The 17,816-nt window shown below is 52.0% G+C and carries 13 protein-coding genes and 1 other annotated feature; all 13 genes read right to left on the bottom strand.

Annotated elements, in window-relative coordinates:
- Window positions 1-2: 2 nt before the first annotated feature.
- The gene (gene smc, locus BN6471_RS08095) at window positions 3-3,554 is read right to left on the bottom strand and encodes a chromosome segregation protein SMC (protein ID WP_066647572.1); all 3,552 of its coding nucleotides are present in this window, start codon (window positions 3,552-3,554) and stop codon (window positions 3-5) included.
- Window positions 3,545-3,991, bottom strand: a complete 447-nt coding sequence (locus BN6471_RS08090) for a SoxR reducing system RseC family protein (protein WP_066647569.1) — start codon at window positions 3,989-3,991, stop codon at window positions 3,545-3,547. Before BN6471_RS08090 ends, smc begins: the two co-directional genes overlap by 10 nt.
- The gene (locus BN6471_RS08085; RefSeq protein WP_066647567.1) at window positions 3,988-4,689 is read right to left on the bottom strand and encodes a tRNA threonylcarbamoyladenosine dehydratase; all 702 of its coding nucleotides are present in this window, start codon (window positions 4,687-4,689) and stop codon (window positions 3,988-3,990) included. The genes BN6471_RS08090 and BN6471_RS08085 overlap by 4 nt, the downstream gene beginning before the upstream one ends.
- A 1-nt stretch (window position 4,690) precedes the next feature.
- Entirely contained in the window at window positions 4,691-6,475 is a 1,785-nt protein-coding gene (aspS, locus tag BN6471_RS08080) for an aspartate--tRNA ligase (RefSeq protein ID WP_066647565.1), read from the bottom strand.
- A gap of 27 nt (window positions 6,476-6,502) precedes the next feature.
- Window positions 6,503-7,756: a histidine--tRNA ligase gene (hisS, locus tag BN6471_RS08075; RefSeq protein WP_066647563.1), complete on the bottom strand. Its 1,254-nt coding sequence runs from the start codon at window positions 7,754-7,756 to the stop codon at window positions 6,503-6,505.
- A 46-nt stretch (window positions 7,757-7,802) separates the two neighbouring features.
- Window positions 7,803-8,032 (bottom strand) — a binding site (T-box leader).
- A 63-nt stretch (window positions 8,033-8,095) separates the two neighbouring features.
- A complete protein-coding gene (gene hemZ, locus BN6471_RS08070) occupies window positions 8,096-9,568 on the bottom strand; it encodes a coproporphyrinogen dehydrogenase HemZ (protein WP_066647561.1) in 1,473 nt (490 codons plus the stop codon).
- 3 nt (window positions 9,569-9,571) lie between these two features.
- Window positions 9,572-10,201 carry an MBL fold metallo-hydrolase gene (locus tag BN6471_RS08065; protein WP_066647559.1) on the bottom strand — a complete coding sequence of 210 codons (630 nt, stop codon included), beginning with the start codon at window positions 10,199-10,201 and terminating at the stop codon, window positions 9,572-9,574.
- 2 nt (window positions 10,202-10,203) lie between these two features.
- Window positions 10,204-10,653 (bottom strand): D-aminoacyl-tRNA deacylase, encoded by a 450-nt coding sequence (gene dtd / locus BN6471_RS08060; protein ID WP_066647557.1) that lies wholly within the window; start codon window positions 10,651-10,653, stop codon window positions 10,204-10,206.
- A gap of 7 nt (window positions 10,654-10,660) precedes the next feature.
- Window positions 10,661-12,805, bottom strand: coding sequence for a RelA/SpoT family protein (locus BN6471_RS08055; RefSeq protein ID WP_074025763.1), 2,145 nt, complete (start codon window positions 12,803-12,805; stop codon window positions 10,661-10,663).
- A gap of 24 nt (window positions 12,806-12,829) precedes the next feature.
- A complete protein-coding gene (locus BN6471_RS08050; RefSeq protein WP_066647555.1) occupies window positions 12,830-13,342 on the bottom strand; it encodes an adenine phosphoribosyltransferase in 513 nt (170 codons plus the stop codon).
- 16 nt (window positions 13,343-13,358) lie between these two features.
- The gene (gene recJ / locus BN6471_RS08045) at window positions 13,359-15,389 is read right to left on the bottom strand and encodes a single-stranded-DNA-specific exonuclease RecJ (protein ID WP_066647553.1); all 2,031 of its coding nucleotides are present in this window, start codon (window positions 15,387-15,389) and stop codon (window positions 13,359-13,361) included.
- A 36-nt stretch (window positions 15,390-15,425) separates the two neighbouring features.
- Window positions 15,426-16,376, bottom strand: a complete 951-nt coding sequence (gene secF / locus BN6471_RS08040) for a protein translocase subunit SecF (protein WP_066647550.1) — start codon at window positions 16,374-16,376, stop codon at window positions 15,426-15,428.
- A complete protein-coding gene (gene secD, locus BN6471_RS08035) occupies window positions 16,376-17,686 on the bottom strand; it encodes a protein translocase subunit SecD (protein ID WP_066647543.1) in 1,311 nt (436 codons plus the stop codon). The genes secF and secD overlap by 1 nt, the downstream gene beginning before the upstream one ends.
- Window positions 17,687-17,816 lie beyond the last annotated feature (130 nt).

Here is a 17,816-nt window from a genome sequence, read left to right as displayed (position 1 = left end):
TGCTAAAATTGTACGGACACGATATCCGATACTCCCTTTTCCTGCATTGCCACACCGTAAAGCGTATCGCAGATCGCCATAGACGGCTTCCTGTGCGTGATCACGATGAATTGCAGCTCGCTCGATAACTTTTTCAGGTATTCCGAGAAACGGATCACGTTTGCATCGTCTAATGGCGCGTCGATTTCATCCAGCAGGCAGATCGGCGACGGATTGATGTTCAGCATCGCAAAAAGCAGCGCGATCGCCGTCAGCGCCTTTTCACCACCGGACAACAGCTGTATATTCTGGAGCTTCTTGCCCGGCGGCTCCGCAATGATCTCCACACCGCACTCCATGATATCTTCTTCATCCAAAAGTTCAAGCTGCGCATACCCCCCGCCGAAAAGCTCCTGGAACACCTGCTTGAAATTTTCGTTGATTTGCGTAAATTTCGCACGGAAGCTTTCCTTCATGCCGGAAAGCAGATCGTCGATCACCACCTGCAGGTCGTCCCCAGCCTTGACAAGGTCTTCGCGCTGCACGACCAGTCCGTCATAACGCTCACGCACCCGGGTATAGTCCTCGATCGCATTGGGGTTGACCGCCCCCATGTCGCGGATACGTCCCCTGATCCCGTCGATTTCACGGGACGCGGACTGGAACGAAAACTCACTCTTGAAAGCAAGTGCGTTTGCATAGGTCAGGCCATAATCGTCCCACAGCTTATTTTGATACGTTTCCTTGGAAACCTCCAGCTTTTCCTTGCTTGCGATCAGCTTGTATTTATTCTCGATCAGCTCGTCCCTCCGCGCCGAGATCAGCTTTGCGCCCTGCTCCGTTTCTTCAAGCTGTTTGTTTAAATCGTCACGCAGAGAAAGTTTTTCCTGCGACGCCTCCCCCGCTTGCTTCACACGACCCAAAATCCCGTCGAGCTGTGCACGCAGCTCCGCCTTATCATGCGTGATCCCTTTTAATTCCGCAGTCAAAATCTCATTTTGACGCAGCATATGATCCAAATCCTGTTTGGCTTGCGCCGCAGCATTCCTCACATGCTCCGCTTCATTGAGCAGCATGTTTTTCCGATTGTTATATTCCGTTTGCTCAAGCTCCTGCGCCGAAAGGCTATCCTTGATTTCAGAGGTTTCGAGCGCGCTTTTGGCGGCCGTCCCTTCCATCTCCTTAAGCTTTTGCGTCCGTGCGTCAAACTCTGCGCGCGCCTTGATGATATCCTTCTGCAATGCATCGATATCCCTGCGGGACGCTTCGATCTCCGATGAAAGGCTTTGTGCGTTGTCGCTCAATTCCGAAGCCACACGGTCGCGGTCGCCAAGCTGTTGCTGTGCCGACTGCAGCGCTTGCTTCGCTGCCGCCGCGCGCACTTCCAGCGCGCGCAAATCGTCAAGCGCCTGTTTTTGCGTCGCAAGCGCCTCTTCGATTTTGGGATCCAACCCCGCCAGCTCCTGATTCAATTGTTCAAATGCTTTTTTGTTGGATGCAATGTTTTCTTCCAGCTCCTGCGCCATACGCTTACGCGACAAAAGCCCTGTTTTGGTATTTTTTAGGCTGCCGCCCGTAATCACACCGCCCGGCTTGATGAAATCCCCGTCCATCGTGACTGTACGAAACGCATAATCGCTCGCCCGCATCAGGGAGATCGCACTGTCCATATCGCGTACGATCACTGTGCGCCCCAACAGGAAATCGACCGCCGGCCGTATCTCATCGCTGCACACGATCGCCTCGCTCGCGATACATTCCACCCCGTCCATGGAGAGGTATTTCTTTTCGTCCTGCTGCAAGCGGCGCACTTTGAGCGCTTCCGTGGGCAAAAAGGTAACGCGTCCGAGATTATTTTTCCGCAAATGTGCAATCAGTTCCTTCGCGTCCGTATCGCTGCCAACAACGACGTTCTGCAGCGCATTGCCCAAAATCACCTCGATAGGCGTTTCATACTTTTTGGGCACCTCGATGACTTCGGCCAGCACCCCCTTGATCTTGCCGCTGACTTCCGGCGCATTTTTGGCGCTTTTCAAAAGTGACCGCACGCTGTCAAAGTATCCCTCATACTCCTCGCGCATGTCGTTTAACAATTTCATACGCGATTCGTCTTCGCTCAATTTCCTGGCGATTTCCGCCAGTTTCCCGGATTGCCGCTGCTTTTCCGCCTGCAGGCTGGAAACGGTCTGCGCGCTTTCGTTCATCAGGCTGCGCAGCTTTGCGCCCTTTTCTCCGTATTCCCCGACTTCCTTTTCCAGGGCCTGCGTCGTATCCTTGATCTCATTGATATATTGGTTATGCTTTTCGCGCTGCCGCTCCGCTTCCTCAAGCTTCTGCACCAGCACCTCTTCCTTGACCTGTTTCTCGCTCAAAGCGATGGTCATGGTCTGGAAATCAGTCCGTGCCGTCTCGACCTCCCGCTTCAAGCCCTCGATCCCGCTTTGGACGTCGCCGCTGCGGCCTGCGATCTCTTCAACGGATTGGCGCAGCCGGCATATCTGTGCATATTTTTCATCGATCACTGTATTCAGCTCGCTGATCTCGGCGTTGATCGCCTCTGCCTTTTGCGTACTTTGTTCAATAGACTCACGCAGCGCATCGCGTTTTTCCGCATTTTCGTTGAGCGTGTTCACATGCGTCTGTTCCTTTTCCTCCAGCAGGTTCAGTTGCCCGCGCAGGCGTTCCTGCTCGCTCATCTGCTGTCCAAGCTCCACGTTCTGCCGTTCGATCGCTTCCTGGATGGATTGCAACTGTTTTTTGATATCCGAAACCAGCGCGGCTTTGTCCGCCATCTGTTCGGTCATATCCTTAAATTCCTGCTCGTTTTCCAAAAGCTGTCCCTCGAGCCTAGCCATGCGTTCATCCGTCCTGTCGCACTGGTACAGGTACAGGTTGATCTCCAGCTCTTTCAAACGGTCGCGCAGGGAAAGATAATCCTTTGCCTCGTTCATTTGCTTTTCCAGCGGCTCGATCTGCGCGGAAAGCTCCGAGAGGATATCGTCGATGCGCGTCACATTCTCTTTTGTCTTTTGCAGGTTGCGCTCCGCCTCTTCCTTGCGTACGCGGTACTTCATGATCCCGGCCGCTTCCTCGAACACTTTACGGCGCTGGGTCGCTTTACTCGTCAATAGCTCATCGATTTTTCCCTGCCCGATGATCGAATATCCTTCCTTGCCGATGCCCGTATCGCGGAACAGCTCCAGGATATCCTTTAGCCGGCAGCCGCTGTTGTTGATATAATATTCACTCTCCCCAGAACGGTACATTTTCCGCCGGACGGATATCTCCGTATAATCGGTTTTAATGCGCATATCAGAGTTATCAAAGATCAGGCATACCTCGCAATAATTTTTTTTACTGCGGCTTTGCGTACCGTTGAAAATGACGTCCTGCATCGTGCTTCCACGCAGGTTTTTGGAACTCTGCTCCCCCAAAACCCAACGCAAAGCATCGGCGATATTGCTCTTGCCGCTGCCATTGGGGCCAACTACGCCCGTGATCCCTTTATTGATAATGATGTCCTTCTTGTTACAAAAGGATTTGAAGCCGTTTACTTCGATTCTTTTTAAGAACACTTATCCCCTGGCTCACTTTCATCCAATATTCTCACCATCGTATATACCTTGGCAAATTTCTTCTTGAAATAAGGATTCAATAACTTCAAAATCAAAAACGCCGCTGCCGCAAAAGCGATTCCCAAAATCGCGGCGAACGCGTCTTTTACCGGAAATACATCCTGCGGGATCACATACCCAAGCCACACGCCGGCGAACAGCATAACCAACGGGAAGATGTATGCGATCGCGGACGACAACAGTGCATTTTTCGTGGTGAAATGTACTTCCACCCGGTCGCCTAACGAAGCGTGCAGCGAGTTGTCCACACTCACGGTGATATCGCTTTGCCCCGCGACCATCCCACATGCGCCGCATTTGGCGCAGGCCGACGTCCGATTGAATTTCAGGTATGCCGTATCCCCTTCGATTTTCGTGACCAGACCCGCTTCTTTCATTCCTTCACTCCTGCAAGGTAGCGCACGACCACGCCCGCCATCAAAAGCCCGCATACGGACGGCACGAACGATATGCTTGCCGGAACGCGCTTTCCGTCCTCTTCCGCCGCCGATGGGAGCGGCGGCTCGTCCGAACATACGACCGTGAGGCTGTCTATCCCACAATGCCTCAATTGCTTGCGCAATATCTTAGCGATCGGGTCGTATGTCGTTTGAAAAAGATCCATCACGCCAAACCGTTCCGGGTACAGCTTGTTGCCCGCACCCATAGAAGAAACGATCGCTATGTTCCGCTTTTTACATTCACAGGCCAGCTTTACCTTGGAAGGAATACTGTCTATCGCGTCCACAACATAATCAATACGCTGTCCTTCAAAAATATCGTCCGAAGTTTGTTCGTCGTAAAACACGTCATGGACGACCACCCTTGCGTCTTTATTGATATCCAAAATGCGCTCACGCATGACGTGCGTCTTACGCTGCCCGACCGTAGATGTAAGGGCGACCAGCTGACGGTTGCAGTTGGATGGTTTGACAACATCGTTATCCACCAGGACAAGCCTGCCAACCCCGGCGCGGGCGATTGCTTCCGCCGCAAACGAACCGACGCCGCCCACGCCAAAAATGGCTACCGTGCTGCTTTTCAGCTTATCTACCGCCTGTGTCCCGAGCAGCGCGACCGTCCTTGATTCATCCATTTTAGTTTTCTTCCACCCGGATATGCAGCTCGCGCAATTGTTTCTTGTCAACCACATCCGGTGCTTTGGACATCAAATCCGATGCATTCTGTACCTTGGGGAACGCGATCACGTCGCGGATAGAATCCACGCCCGCCATCAGCATCGCAAGGCGGTCAAGCCCATATGCGAGCCCGCCGTGCGGCGGCGTCCCATATTTGAGCGCTTCCAGCAGGAAGCCAAAACGGTTCCACGCTTCTTCTTTGGAGAACCCGAGCGCTTCGAGCATCTTTTCCTGCAACTCCGTGCTGTGTATCCTGATACTGCCGCCGCCGATCTCGTTACCGTTCAGCACGATATCATATGCCTTCGCGCGCGCGTTCGCCGGATCGGAAACCACCTTGTCCACATCCTCGTCCATCGGCGAGGTGAACGGATGGTGCTTCGCCACGTAACGTTTTTCTTCCTCGCTGTATTCAAACAGCGGGAACTCCGTCACCCACAAAAGATCCCATGTGTTCGGCTGGATCAGCTCGAGCTTTTCCGCGAGCTTTAAGCGCAATGCGCCCAGCGAATCGTATACGACCGAGTTCTTGTCGCCTACAAAGAACAGGATGTCTCCAACCTGGCCATCCAAACGCTGCATGATCGCGTCGATCTCTTCGCTTGTCATGAACTTGGTGATGGGCGAATTGAGCCCATCCTCGCGGATGGATATCCACGCCATGCCCTTCGCACCGTAAATCTTGACAAAATCGACCAGCGCGTCAATCTCGCGGCGGGCTAAGATGTTCGCACAGCCCCTGGCATTGATCGCACGTACGCTGCCACCGTTCTTGACCACTGAACTGAACACTTTGAATTCGCTGCCGGCAACGATATCGCTGACATCCTTAAGCTCCAGCCCGAATCGCGTATCCGGCTTGTCGCTGCCAAAGCGATCCATCGCCTCCTGATAGGTAAGGCGCTTTAGGGGCAGCTTAATATCGACATCCATCACATCCTTGAACACGCGCTGCATCAAGCCCTCGTGCATGCTCATGACGTCGTCTGCTTCCACAAACGACATCTCCGTATCGATCTGTGTAAATTCCGGCTGGCGATCCGCGCGCAGGTCCTCGTCACGAAAACATTTCGTGATCTGGAAATACCGGTCATAACCGGAAATCATTAATATTTGTTTGAAAAGCTGGGGAGACTGCGGCAGTGCATAAAAGCAGCCCGCATGGATACGCGACGGCACAAGGTAATCACGCGCGCCCTCCGGCGTGCTCTTTTGCAGCATAGGCGTTTCAATATCCAAAAATCCGTTTTCCGCAAGATAATTACGCGCTACGTTTGCGATCTTATTCCTAAGCATCAGGTTTTTCTGCATCTGGGGGCGGCGCAGGTCAAGGTAACGGTACTTAAGGCGCAGCTCCTCGCGTACCTTGCTCCCATCCTCTAACTCAAACGGCGGCGTTTCCGCCTTGCTCAAAATTTTAAGCTCGCGCACCTTTACTTCGATCAACCCGGTCGGCAGTTTCGGATTGACCGTATCCTCCGAACGCTTGACGATCTCGCCTTTCACAGCAAGTACGAATTCGCTGCGGATACTTCCGACCTTGTCAAAATCCCCCTCAAAGGCCGATTCGTTGAATACCACCTGCATGATGCCCGAACGGTCGCGCAGGTCGACGAATACCAGCCCGCCTAAGTCGCGGCGTGTGTCCGCCCATCCCATCAGCGTCACTTCCCTGCCAATGTCGTTCGTGGTAAACTCCGCACAAAGCGCTGTCCTTTTCCAGTCCTGTAAAAACTCTCCCATTGCTTACTCTCCCATCAATCTAAAAAATCAAATTAAAAATATTTTTATTTCGTCCTGTCGCACGGCCCGCTCTTCGCCTGTCTCCATCGTCTTTAAGACCGCCGTTCCCTTTTCCATCTCTTCTTCGCCGAGCACGATCACCGTTTTTACGCCTATCTTGCCCGCATATTTAAATTGTGCTTTGATACTGCGCGCACAGTGGTCCATGTCCGCCTTGATCCCGCCTTCACGCAGGTCGCGTACGAGCCGGATCGCTTTTAAACGCGCCGCATCGCCATGCGTACACACGAACACATCCGTGACAGACGGCTCCGGGATCTCGATCCCTTCGCTCTCCATTACAAGAAGCAGGCGCTCGATGCCCATGCCAAAGCCGATGCCCGGCATATCCGGGCCGCCGATCTGCTTTAACAGCTTGTCATAGCGTCCCCCGCCGCATACCGTGCCCTGCGCGCCGATGCTGTCCGAAATGATTTCAAACACTGTTTTTGTATAGTAATCGAGCCCGCGTACGATGAGCGGATTGACCGTATATCCGATTTCCAGCGCTTCCAAATACTTTTTCAGGTCGTCAAAATGTGAGGAACATTCCTCGCATAGATGATCGATCATCTTGGGCGCGCCGGCAACGATCTTTTGGCAGCTCTCCACCTTGCAGTCAAGCACACGCAAAGGGTTGCGCTCCATACGCTGCTTGCACGTTTCGCACAATTCGCCCTCGTGTTCCTTTAAGTAAGCCCGTAGCGTTTCGTTATATTGCGGCCTGCATTTGTCGCAGCCAATGCTGTTGATATTGAGCTTGAGCTTTTTGAGCCCCGCTTTTTTGACCATCGCGAGCGCAAGGCCGATCACCTCTGCGTCGATACTCGCGTCCGCCGCGCCAAACACCTCTACGCCAAACTGGTGATGCTCGCGTAACCGGCCGGACTGCGGCTTTTCATAGCGGAATACAGGCGCACTCAGATAATACATCTTCGTGGGTTGCGCGTTGGAAGGCAAGCCCCCTTCGATGAACGCACGTACAACGCCTGCCGTTCCTTCCGGCTTCAGCGTGACCGAGCGGTCGCCTTTGTCCGTAAACGTGTACATTTCTTTCTGTACGATATCCGTCGTATCGCCAACGCCGCGCAAAAAGAGCTCCGTATGCTCAAAGACAGGCGTACGGATCTCGCGGTACCCCGCTTCCTCCGTCAATTCGCGTGCAATGTCCTCAACATAATGCCACTTATAGCTGTCCTGCGGCAAAACATCCTTTGTACCCTTCGGTGCTTTTACTGCCAACTTTATTTCCTCCAAACTGATCTAAAAAACAAAAACCCCGCCCACAAAAAGGGACGAAGTTATAAAAAACCCGCGGTACCACCCACATTGAAAGCGAAACCGCTTTCCACTCTCGCCCATAACGCAGGCCTGCGCCCATAGCTAATCACAGCCGTTTTCGCCATAAGGGCTCTCCGGTGTTCTTCCCCATATCTTGAACGCACGGCCGCTTTCAGCCACGGCAGCCGCTCTCTTATCCGCAAGGCACATGGGTACTCTCCGTGTCATCGCCTTTTCCATTAGCTATATTATATCCGCAAAACAAAAACGTGTCAACAAACCACATCCCGGTTATATCCTTTAAAACAGCTCTTTTTTCCTATCCGCCATCTCGCATGTACGCTCGATATAATTTGGAATGTCTTTGACGTTTGCCGCGCGCTTCAAAAGGTTTTGCTCCGGGTACAGTTTTTTGGAGATGCCGCCTGCGCCAAACGCCAGCACGCTCACGGTTTCCTCCATGATGTCGATGTTGTAAACAGACTCTTTCCCCGGCTGCGAAAAACCTACGTTTTCCATATTGCCGCTCATATATTTCTGACGGTACAGGTAATAGGGCAGATAGCCTTTTTCGCTCAAAAATTGCTGCGAGAGCTCCACCATCTCCGTAACCATCCGGCTATCGAGCAAATCCTGGTTTTCCAGCGCAAAATCAGAAGAATTTTTCAACGCCAGCGTATGCACCGTAACATTTTCCGGCTCAAACCGCGTCACATCCATAAGCGTACGCTTGGTGTCCTCCGTCGTTTCCAGAGGCAGCCCCAATATGATATCCGTATTGATGCTGTCGAACCCATATGTTTTCGCCAGCTCAAACGCGCGGAAGAAATCCCCCGCGTCATGCCTGCGGCCAATCCGCAAAAGCGTATCGTCATTTGTTGTCTGCGCATTGATGCTGATACGCCCCGCGCCTGCGGCTTTTATCATATCCAGCTTTTCGCGCGTGATCGTATCCGGGCGGCCGGCCTCCACGGTGAATTCGCGCGGCTCCTTAAAGTATTCGCTTACCGCGCGAAGCAGCTGTGCAAATTCCTCATCGCCCAGCGCAGTCGGCGTACCGCCGCCCACATACACCGCACGTACGCGATATTTTTCCAGCGTATCCCGCATCAGCTCAAATTCATGGAGCAGGCACGCCATATATTGATCCTTGAGCTTCGTATTGAACTTGATATCCCGCGATATGAACGAACAATATTTACAGCGCGATATACAAAAGGGAATCCCCACGTAAATATCCACGTCCGTTTCCTCGATATCGCTGCGATAGGGCTCCTGCCGGGTCACGATCGTTTCCGCCAGCGATATTTTAGGCTCCGTCACAAAATACGTTTCGCGGAATATCCGTTTTGCTTCGCTGATGCCCCGTTTTGCAGCAAGCTCGTGCATCAGCTTGGTCGGACGGATACCGGTCAGCGATCCCCACGGCTTATCCTCGCCATAATACCCATGGAGCGCTTCATAGACGATCCCTTTGACATGATGCTTGCGCAGCTTCTTTGCCAGCAGCGTATCCTGCGCCACATCGACCGCTTTCCCGTCCTCCGTAAACTCCGGCGCCGTTTCCACTTTCCGCTTGAGGTCACTGTCGATATAATATTCCGCCCTGCCGTGCCAGCCGTTTTCATCGCGCCAAAAAAAATGCCGCAGCAAATGACCGGCACTCATTACGTCTTTTTCGACTTGGGCTATCTTCTTTTCGTTTACAAAAAGACGGATTTCGTCACAAATGTCATTATAAAATTCCGGCGTATCGGTATATAAAGAAAACATACGTTATCCCTGCATAAACGGGTTGCTCCGCTTTTCACGCCCAAGCGTCGTCGCTTCGCCGTGCCCCGGATAAACGGCATAGTCCCGTTCCGTCCCTTTTAACAGCGCAAGTGACTGCGACATCTCTTCCCAGTCGCTGCCCGGGAAATCCGTCCGCCCGATCGATCCTGCAAAAAGCGTATCGCCTGAAAACATAACGTCGCCCGTTAAATAACACACACCGCCGCACGTATGCCCCGGCGTATGCATCACCTTAAACGAAAGCCCTGCCGCGTCGATGGTATCGCCATCTTTCAGCAAAATATCCGCTGGGGCAAGCTTACATTCACGGCCTAAAAAAGCGGACAGGTTCCGTGAAGGATGCCCCAGCATTTCCGCGTCCTTTTCATGGATCGCGACCTTTGCGCCATACTTTTCACGCAGGTCGTCCGCAGCCGCGATATGGTCGGCATGCCCGTGCGTCAGCAGAATATGCGAAACGCCGAGGTTCAGCTTGTCAAGCTGCCTGATGATCTCCTGCGCGCCCTCGCCCGGGTCTATGACGACCGCCTCATTTTCACCTTCCGCACGCACGATATAACAATTTTCAAAAAGCCCGCTCTCTCGGCCCGTGATCACCGGATCAATCAACATATCTAAAATTCCTTTTTACTGTCAAGCAGGATCGTCACCGGCCCGTCGTTTATGAGCGACACATCCATCATTGCCCGGAACTGTCCCGTCTGTATTTTAGGCCATTTTTGCCTGAATATTTCCACACACTCCGCAAACATATCGCGCGCAACATCAGGAGGCGCGGCGTGGATATAGCTTGGCCTTCTTCCCTTACGCGCGTCGCCGTAAAGCGTGAACTGCGAAACGAGCAGCAACTCTCCTTCGATATCCATAAGCGACAGGTTCATGATATCGTCCGCGTCTTCAAACACCCGCAGATTCAGGCATTTGTCCGCAATGTATTCCATATCCCTGCGCGTATCGTCGCGGCTTATCCCCACCAGCACCAAAAGGCCCGTGCCGATGCTGCTTATGGTATTGCCTTCCACCGTGACGGAAGCATTTTTTACCCGTTGTACGACTGCCCTCATATTGCTTCTAGTAATTGACGCGGAACACGTCTTTTACACCTTTCAAATTTCGCAGCTTATTGATCAGGTCATTCAGATCATCCACCGAGGTGATGTTTGAGCGAAGCGAGATATTGGCCATACCGTTCTTCGCCGAATGTGCGTTGATTGCCGTGATATCCTTGTTGGCGTTGTACATCGCCTGCGATATCTCCACCATCAGCCCCGGCCTGTCGCTTGCTACGATCTGTACTTCCACATTGTAGCTCGCAGTTTGATCCGCTACCCAGGCAACGTCGATCAGCCGGTCTTTGTCTACTCCCATTTCCTTAAGGTTTTTGCAATCCTTCGTATGGACGCATACGCCGCGGCCGCGCGTGATATAACCGATGATGTCGTCGCCCGGCACCGGGTTGCAGCACTTTGCAAACCTCACCGCCAATCCCGTACTGCCTTTGACGGTGATATCGCCTTCCGAGCCCTTGCCCGTGCGCTTTACAATTTTTAGCTCATCGCTGCCCGTATCGATATTATTGGCGATCTTATACTGCTCGATCAGCTTCAGGAGGATCTGGTTGACCGTAATCGATCCATACCCGATCGCCGCAAACATATCGTCCTGCGAATTGAGCGTAAAACGCTTATAAAGCACGCTCAGCCAATCGGTGTTGAGAAGCTCATGCAGCTGGTAGCCCTGCCGCTTGGCTTCCTTTTCCAGCATCTCTTTGCCCTTGACGATATTTTCTTCTTTCAGCTGTTTTTTGAACCACTGCTTGATTTTGCTGCGCGCCTGCGTGGTCTTGACGAATTTCAGCCAATCCCGGCTGGGGGTCGCCGTATTCGAGGTCACGATCTCAATGATGTCGCCTGTACGCATCTTGTAATCCAGCGGGACAAGCTTGCCGTTTGCCTTCGCTCCCACGCACTTGTTACCGATCGCGCTGTGGATACTGTAAGCAAAGTCCAGCGGCGTAGAACCATTCACAAAGTCTTTTACATCGCCCTTGGGTGTAAAGACGAACACATTATCCGCAAAAATATCGACTTTTAAAGTCTCCATAAATTCCTTGGAGTCCTTCATGTCGTTCTGCCACTCCATCAGCTCGCGCAGCCATGAAAGCTTCGCGTCCATATCGTTGCCGGCTTTGGTGCCTTCTTTGTATTTCCAGTGCGCAGCGATACCATATTCCGCCGTACGGTGCATATCGTACGTCCGTATCTGTACCTCAAACGGCTTGCCGTCGTCGCCCAGAAGCGTCGTGTGCAGCGACTGGTACATATTCTGCTTGGGAACGGCAATATAATCCTTGAAACGAAGCGGTATCGGCTTCCACATGGTATGCACGAGCCCCAAAACACCGTAGCAATCCTTCACGCTGGAAACGATAATGCGGATCGCGATCAGGTCGTACACCTCTTCAAAGACCTTGTTTTTGTTTTTCATCTTTTTATAGATGCTGTAAATGTGCTTGGGACGGCCTTCGATCTCCGCCTTGATTTTCATTTCAATCAGCTTGTCTTCCAGCTTCGCAATCACGGAATTGATCTGTTTCTCACGTTCCACGCGCGTGGAAGCAATCTTGTTGGCAATCTCGAAATAATCGTCCGGATGCAAAAATTTAAGGGACAAGTCCTCAAGCTCCCACTTGATCGCGCTGATACCCAGCCGGTGCGCTAGCGGGGCATAGATTTCCAACGTCTCCGTCGCTTTTTCAATCTGCTTGTTTTCCGACTGGTATTTTAATGTCCGCATATTGTGCAGGCGGTCGGCAAGCTTGATGATGACCACGCGGATATCCGATGCCATGGCAAGGAACATTTTGCGCAGGCTCTCCCACTGTTGCTCTTCGCGGGTCTTAAAATCATAATTTTTCAATTTGGTCACGCCGTCGACCAGTTTGGCGATTTCAGGGGTGAACTCCTGCTCGATCTCGTCGATCGTCAGCAGCGTATCTTCCACCGCGTCATGCAATATCCCGGCGATGACCGTCGTATTGTCAAGCCCAAGGTCCGCGATGATGTCGGCGACTGCCAGCGGGTGCGTAAAAAAGGGTTCGCCGGAATGGCGGAACTGTCCTTCGTGCGCTTTCTCCGCCATGGCAAACGCTTTTTCTACGTCTGCGTCATATTCAAGTTTATGCCGTCTCACAAAATCCTGGTAATAACCCGACACCCAAACTTCCCCTTTTTTTCTGTCCTAATACTGTACCAGAGAGAATACGTTATATCCCTTGAGGACGTCACGCCCGCCAAGGTCTGTAAGCTCAATCACAAAGTTAAGCGATGTTACTTCCGCACCTGCCATTTTCACCAGGTCGCACGCGGCTTTCGCCGTACCGCCCGTCGCGAGCAGGTCGTCAAAGACCGCCACACGCATACCTGGCTGGATCGCGTCCGTATGCATTTCAAACTTATCCATACCATATTCCAGATGGTATTCCACATGGAATGCGTCCGATGGCAGTTTCCCCGCCTTTCTGACCGGTACGATCCCTTTCCTAAGTTTATACGCAACGGGAGAACCGAACAAAAAACCACGCGCATCCAGTACGACGATGATATCAACATTTTCATCCTTTACGCGGTCGGCAAACGTGTCCGTCACATATGCAAACGCATCCGGATCCTTGACCAGGGTCGTGATATCCCTGAAAACAACCCCCGGTTCCGGAAAATCCATGATATTTCTTATTTTCGCCTTCAGATCCATTGGCCTTTTCTCCCTCTCAAGAAAATTTCTGGTAAACAGCGCTTTCCATAAGGTCGCGTTTTCCATTTTTTATCATAATGTGTATTCTATCACTTTTTTTTATTTCTAGCAATCCAATTTGGCGCAGTACCAGCGTCGCAAAAGCAATTTTTTCCACATCTATGCCATCCACATACTTTTCAAGGAAAGCCGCCATTGCCCCCTCGTCTAAAAACGATATCTTCTGGTCGCTGACGCCTTTCAGGATCACATATATCTTGAGCAGCGTTTCCCGCCCACAAAAATAGGTTTCCTTTTCCAATGCGGACGGCTGCCCACATCTCTCAATGTAACTTTCGGCTTTCTGGTATTGCCGCTTTAATGTCTCGTCAAACGAAAAAGTGTTCACGATCATCTGCGGCTTATTGTCAAACGTATTGACATTGAGTACGCCCACAATGTCCGCTTGTGAAGGCACGTCTGCCGCCTGCATGCCAAACACTACGCCATTCACGGCGTGTCCGCCTTCCCCGATGCGGAATTTCGCGTGCCTGTCTTCGCCGATCGGCCGTATATCCCTGACCTGCACCTTTCTGACCAACACTTCTATCTGTTCATTTTTATGCCCGAACGGCCTCAAACGGTCAAATTCGCCGATCAACCGGTTGTTGATATCACCCGTCCCGATCTCCATATCGTAATATTTGACCGGACGGAAAATTTCTTCCGTATAATGTTCGTTCATATAAGAGTCCAGGCGGCTTGTGAGCTGCTCCAGATGCTCCTGCCTGATCGTTAGTCCTGCGGCGCCGGCATGGCCGCCGAACTTCTCATAAAACTGGGCCTGCGACTGCAGCGCTTCATAAATATTGACGCCGTCAATACTGCGCGCCGAGCCTGTAAATATACCATCCGTTTCCGTGCCGCCCAATAGCACGGTGGGCCGCATGAAAGCTTCCGTAACCTTGGAAGCCGCAAGCCCTACGATCCCAATATCCCAGTCCTCCTTGTAGAGTAAAATGATCTTCCTGTCATCAGGATCACCCACCATCTCCATGGCCTCGTTTACGACCTTTTCCTGTCGCTTTTGGCGATCCGTATTGAGCTCGCACAGCTTTTTTGCAAGCTGCTCCAATTTGCTTTCGTTGGTGTCGCTCAAAAGCTCGAAGGCGATCCTCGCCGTGGATATCCTGCCTGCGGCATTGATGCGCGGCGCTAAAACGAACGAGACTGTCTGTGCGTCGATCTCATTCCTTTTTGGGCAGGCCTGCGCGATCAGCGCAGCAATCCCCGGGTTGGGGTCGCTATTGATCTTCTGGAGGCCCAATGCCGCGATCGCGCGGTTTTCCCCCTGCAGCGGGACAATATCCGCAATGGTCGCGAGGGCTGCCAGGTCGATATAAGCAAGCGCATCTTTTCCCAGCAGCGCCTGCGCGATCTTGAACGCTACGCCTGCGCCGCACAGGTCATGGTAAGGATATGTCTCCCCCGGGCATTTGGGGTTAATGATAAAATCCGCCTTCGGCAAAACCGGCGGACATTCGTGGTGGTCTGTCACGATCGTTTTCATGCCCAGCTCTTTTGCACGCGCGATCTCCGCCACATTGGTGATCCCGCAATCCACGGTGATGAGCAAGTCCGTCCCCTGAAGCTTTTCTATGCTGTCCGAAGAGAGCCCATAGCCATGCTCCATCCTGTCGGGCAAAAAACATTCCACCTTTGCCTGCAACTTTTTCAGTACCTGGTACAAAATAGCGCAGGCGGAAGTCCCATCCGCGTCATAGTCCCCATAAACGCATATCTTCCCTTTCACGGCGATCGTATGCCTTACCATACTCACAACGTCGTGCATATCACGGAACAAATAAGGGTCGTTAAGCTGGGAAACGCCGGGATTCAAAAACAAGCGTGCCGCCTCTACGCTGGTAATGCCGCGGGCACACAAAAGACGGGCCGTCAACGGAGAAATCTTCAGCGCGCTGCTCATTTTGCCAATCGCGGCCTCATCATTGCTGATCTGCGGTTTTTGTTTTAAGACATATCTCATTTCATAAACCCTTGCTTTCAAAAAAGACCTCCTTGTTTTAAGAAGGTCTTTTCCCTATTATGCTTTTACCGCTTTCTTCTTCGCCTTTTGCTGTGCTTTCTTATTGCTTCCCGCCTTGCTTTGCGTTTTCTTCTTCTTGTCGAATTTATCCGCCATCAGCGCCCAAAGCGGTGCCGAAATCAGCACGGACGAATATACGCCCGCCAGCAGGCCGACAATGATCGGGAAAGCGAATTCCTTGATTGCCTCGACGCCGAAGATATAAAGGGCTAAGATCATGATCAGCGTCGTCACCGACGTGTTGACCGTCCTTGTCAGTGTTTCCTTGATACTCTTGTTCGCAATTTCGCTGCGCGTATGCTGCCTTAAGCCCATGATCTTCAGGTTATCGCGTACCCGGTCAAAGACAACGATCGTATTATTGATCGCGTAACCGATGATCGTAAGGCAGGCCGCGATAAACGCACTGTTGATTTGTATCCGCATGATACTGACGATCGCGATCATGATCGCAACATCGTGCACCAGCGTAATGACCGCGCTGATCCCGTTAAACAGCTCAAAGCGGATCCAGATGTATATAAGCATCAACACACACGCCACCGCAACCGCCAGGAACGCGTTCCTGACAAGCTCGCTGCTGGTCACTCCGCCCACGCGGTCAACAGAGGCGATCGTAGCATCCGGATAGGTCTCTTGGATCTCCGCAATGATCGCCGAGTTCACATCCGCCTGCTGCTCCTCATCCGGCAATAAGCGCATACGGATCTGTGCCTGCGTATAGTTTTCCCCCGTCTGGACGATGGGAGAATCCCCCATACCATTGTCATCCAGCGCTTTTTTCACAACGCCCGTATCAAAATCGCCGCCAAACTCAATCGTTGTGATATTACCGCCCGTAAAATCGATACCCAGGTTGAGGCCGCCGTTGACAGCGCCAAAGATCACGCCCAGAATAATGATTACAATTGGCAAGATCACAAACCATTTAAAGTTTTTCGTAAACATTATGCCACGCCCCCTTCCTTTTTGGCCTTGGCCGCGGCGCGCAATTCCTTCGCCTTAGCCATAAATACATTCGGGTTCTTGATGTTCAGGTTCACAAACATTTTCAGGATGCCCCTCGTGATCAGCAGCGCAGAGATCATGGATACGATGATACTGATGATCAGCGTATACGCAAAGCTTTTCAGCGTCCCCGCGCCGAAGATCGCCAGTACGATCGCACAGATCAGCGTCGTAACGTTGGAATCCAGGATCGTGACAAACGCCTTTTTGAACCCTGCGTCCACAGAAGTCCGCAATGTTTTTCCCGTACGGAACTCCTCTTTAAACCTCTCGAATATGATAACGTTCGCATCCACGGCCATACCGATACCTAAAACGATACCGGCTATACCCGGCAAGGTGAGCTGTACCCCCGGGACGCTTCCCAGCAATAACAGGACGAAGCATACATATACCGTAAGCGCCATGCAGGCAACGAGCCCCGGCAGCCGGTAAACGATGAGCATGAATATGAACAATATCGCAAGGCCGATCAAGCCTGCCATAATACTGTTCTGCAGCGCGCCGACGCCGAGCGTCGCGCTCATCGAGCGCACTTCTATCTCCTTTAAATCCAGAGGGAGCGCACCGCTCTCGATCTGCAATGCAAGGTTTTCCGCTTCTTCATAGCTGAAACCTTTCCCTGTCCCGCCGGTGATGATACCCTCTCCATTGGGGATCTGTTCGTTGACTTTTGGGGAAGAAATGGTTTCTCCGTCGATGGTGATGGAAATAACCTGGCCCACAAACTCTTTGGTGGCTTCCGAAAAAGCCTGCGCACCTTCATCGTTCAATTTGAACGATACCGCATATTGTTTATTGCTGTCCTGCGTCACATGCGCCTGTTCGATCTGTTCGCCTTCCAGGATCGTATTTCCATCCGGGTCGACAAACGCAAGCTTGGCCGGCGTCCCGATAAACTTCGACACCTCATCGGGATCCTTGACCTCGCTGCTCTCGTTGATCGGTATCTCTACCCTGATTTTATCAGACCCCTGTTTGGTGATGGTTGCCTCCGTATATCCCTTGGCGTCGAGGCGTTGCCGCAGGACTAGCATGGCTCCGTCCATTTTCTGGTCAAAATTGTCTATCGATGTGTCATCCGCCTGGTAAACGACATATACGCCGCCCGTCAGGTCGAGCCCCTGCTGGATTCCGCTTAAAGGCTTAACATCATAAACCCCGGCAGAAAAGCCGTTTACAACAAAAACACACAGCAAAGCAATTAAAACAAAAGTGACAATAATGCCAATTACGCTTCGCTTCCTCATTTACTGTTCCTCCCAATTCTATTATTACCACCCGCCCCCGGACATACCAAAGCGCAAATGATGAAAAACGGAACTGCCCGTGCCGGAACGTTTGCACAAAGCAATTCCACAAGAAAACTCACTCATATAT

Source organism: Christensenella timonensis, from assembly GCF_900087015.1.
Classification (GTDB): Bacteria; Bacillota; Clostridia; order Christensenellales; family Christensenellaceae; genus Christensenella; species Christensenella timonensis.
The sequence above is the reverse complement of the archived record's forward strand: the minus strand, read 5'-3'. Positions and strand labels throughout refer to the sequence as shown.

What these genes read in the sequence shown, in the direction of transcription:
- BN6471_RS08090 (WP_066647569.1), bottom strand. Translation starts at nt 3,991, where the DNA reads ATGAAAGAAGCGGGTCTGGTCACGAAAATCGAAGGGGATACGGCATAC.
- BN6471_RS08085 (WP_066647567.1), bottom strand. Translation starts at nt 4,689, where the DNA reads ATGGATGAATCAAGGACGGTCGCGCTGCTCGGGACACAGGCGGTAGAT.
- aspS (WP_066647565.1), bottom strand. Translation starts at nt 6,475, where the DNA reads ATGGGAGAGTTTTTACAGGACTGGAAAAGGACAGCGCTTTGTGCGGAG.
- hemZ (WP_066647561.1), bottom strand. Translation starts at nt 9,568, where the DNA reads ATGTTTTCTTTATATACCGATACGCCGGAATTTTATAATGACATTTGT.
- BN6471_RS08065 (WP_066647559.1), bottom strand. Translation starts at nt 10,201, where the DNA reads ATGTTGATTGATCCGGTGATCACGGGCCGAGAGAGCGGGCTTTTTGAA.
- dtd (WP_066647557.1), bottom strand. Translation starts at nt 10,653, where the DNA reads ATGAGGGCAGTCGTACAACGGGTAAAAAATGCTTCCGTCACGGTGGAA.
- BN6471_RS08050 (WP_066647555.1), bottom strand. Translation starts at nt 13,342, where the DNA reads ATGGATCTGAAGGCGAAAATAAGAAATATCATGGATTTTCCGGAACCG.
- secF (WP_066647550.1), bottom strand. Translation starts at nt 16,376, where the DNA reads ATGTTTACGAAAAACTTTAAATGGTTTGTGATCTTGCCAATTGTAATC.
- secD (WP_066647543.1), bottom strand. Translation starts at nt 17,686, where the DNA reads ATGAGGAAGCGAAGCGTAATTGGCATTATTGTCACTTTTGTTTTAATT.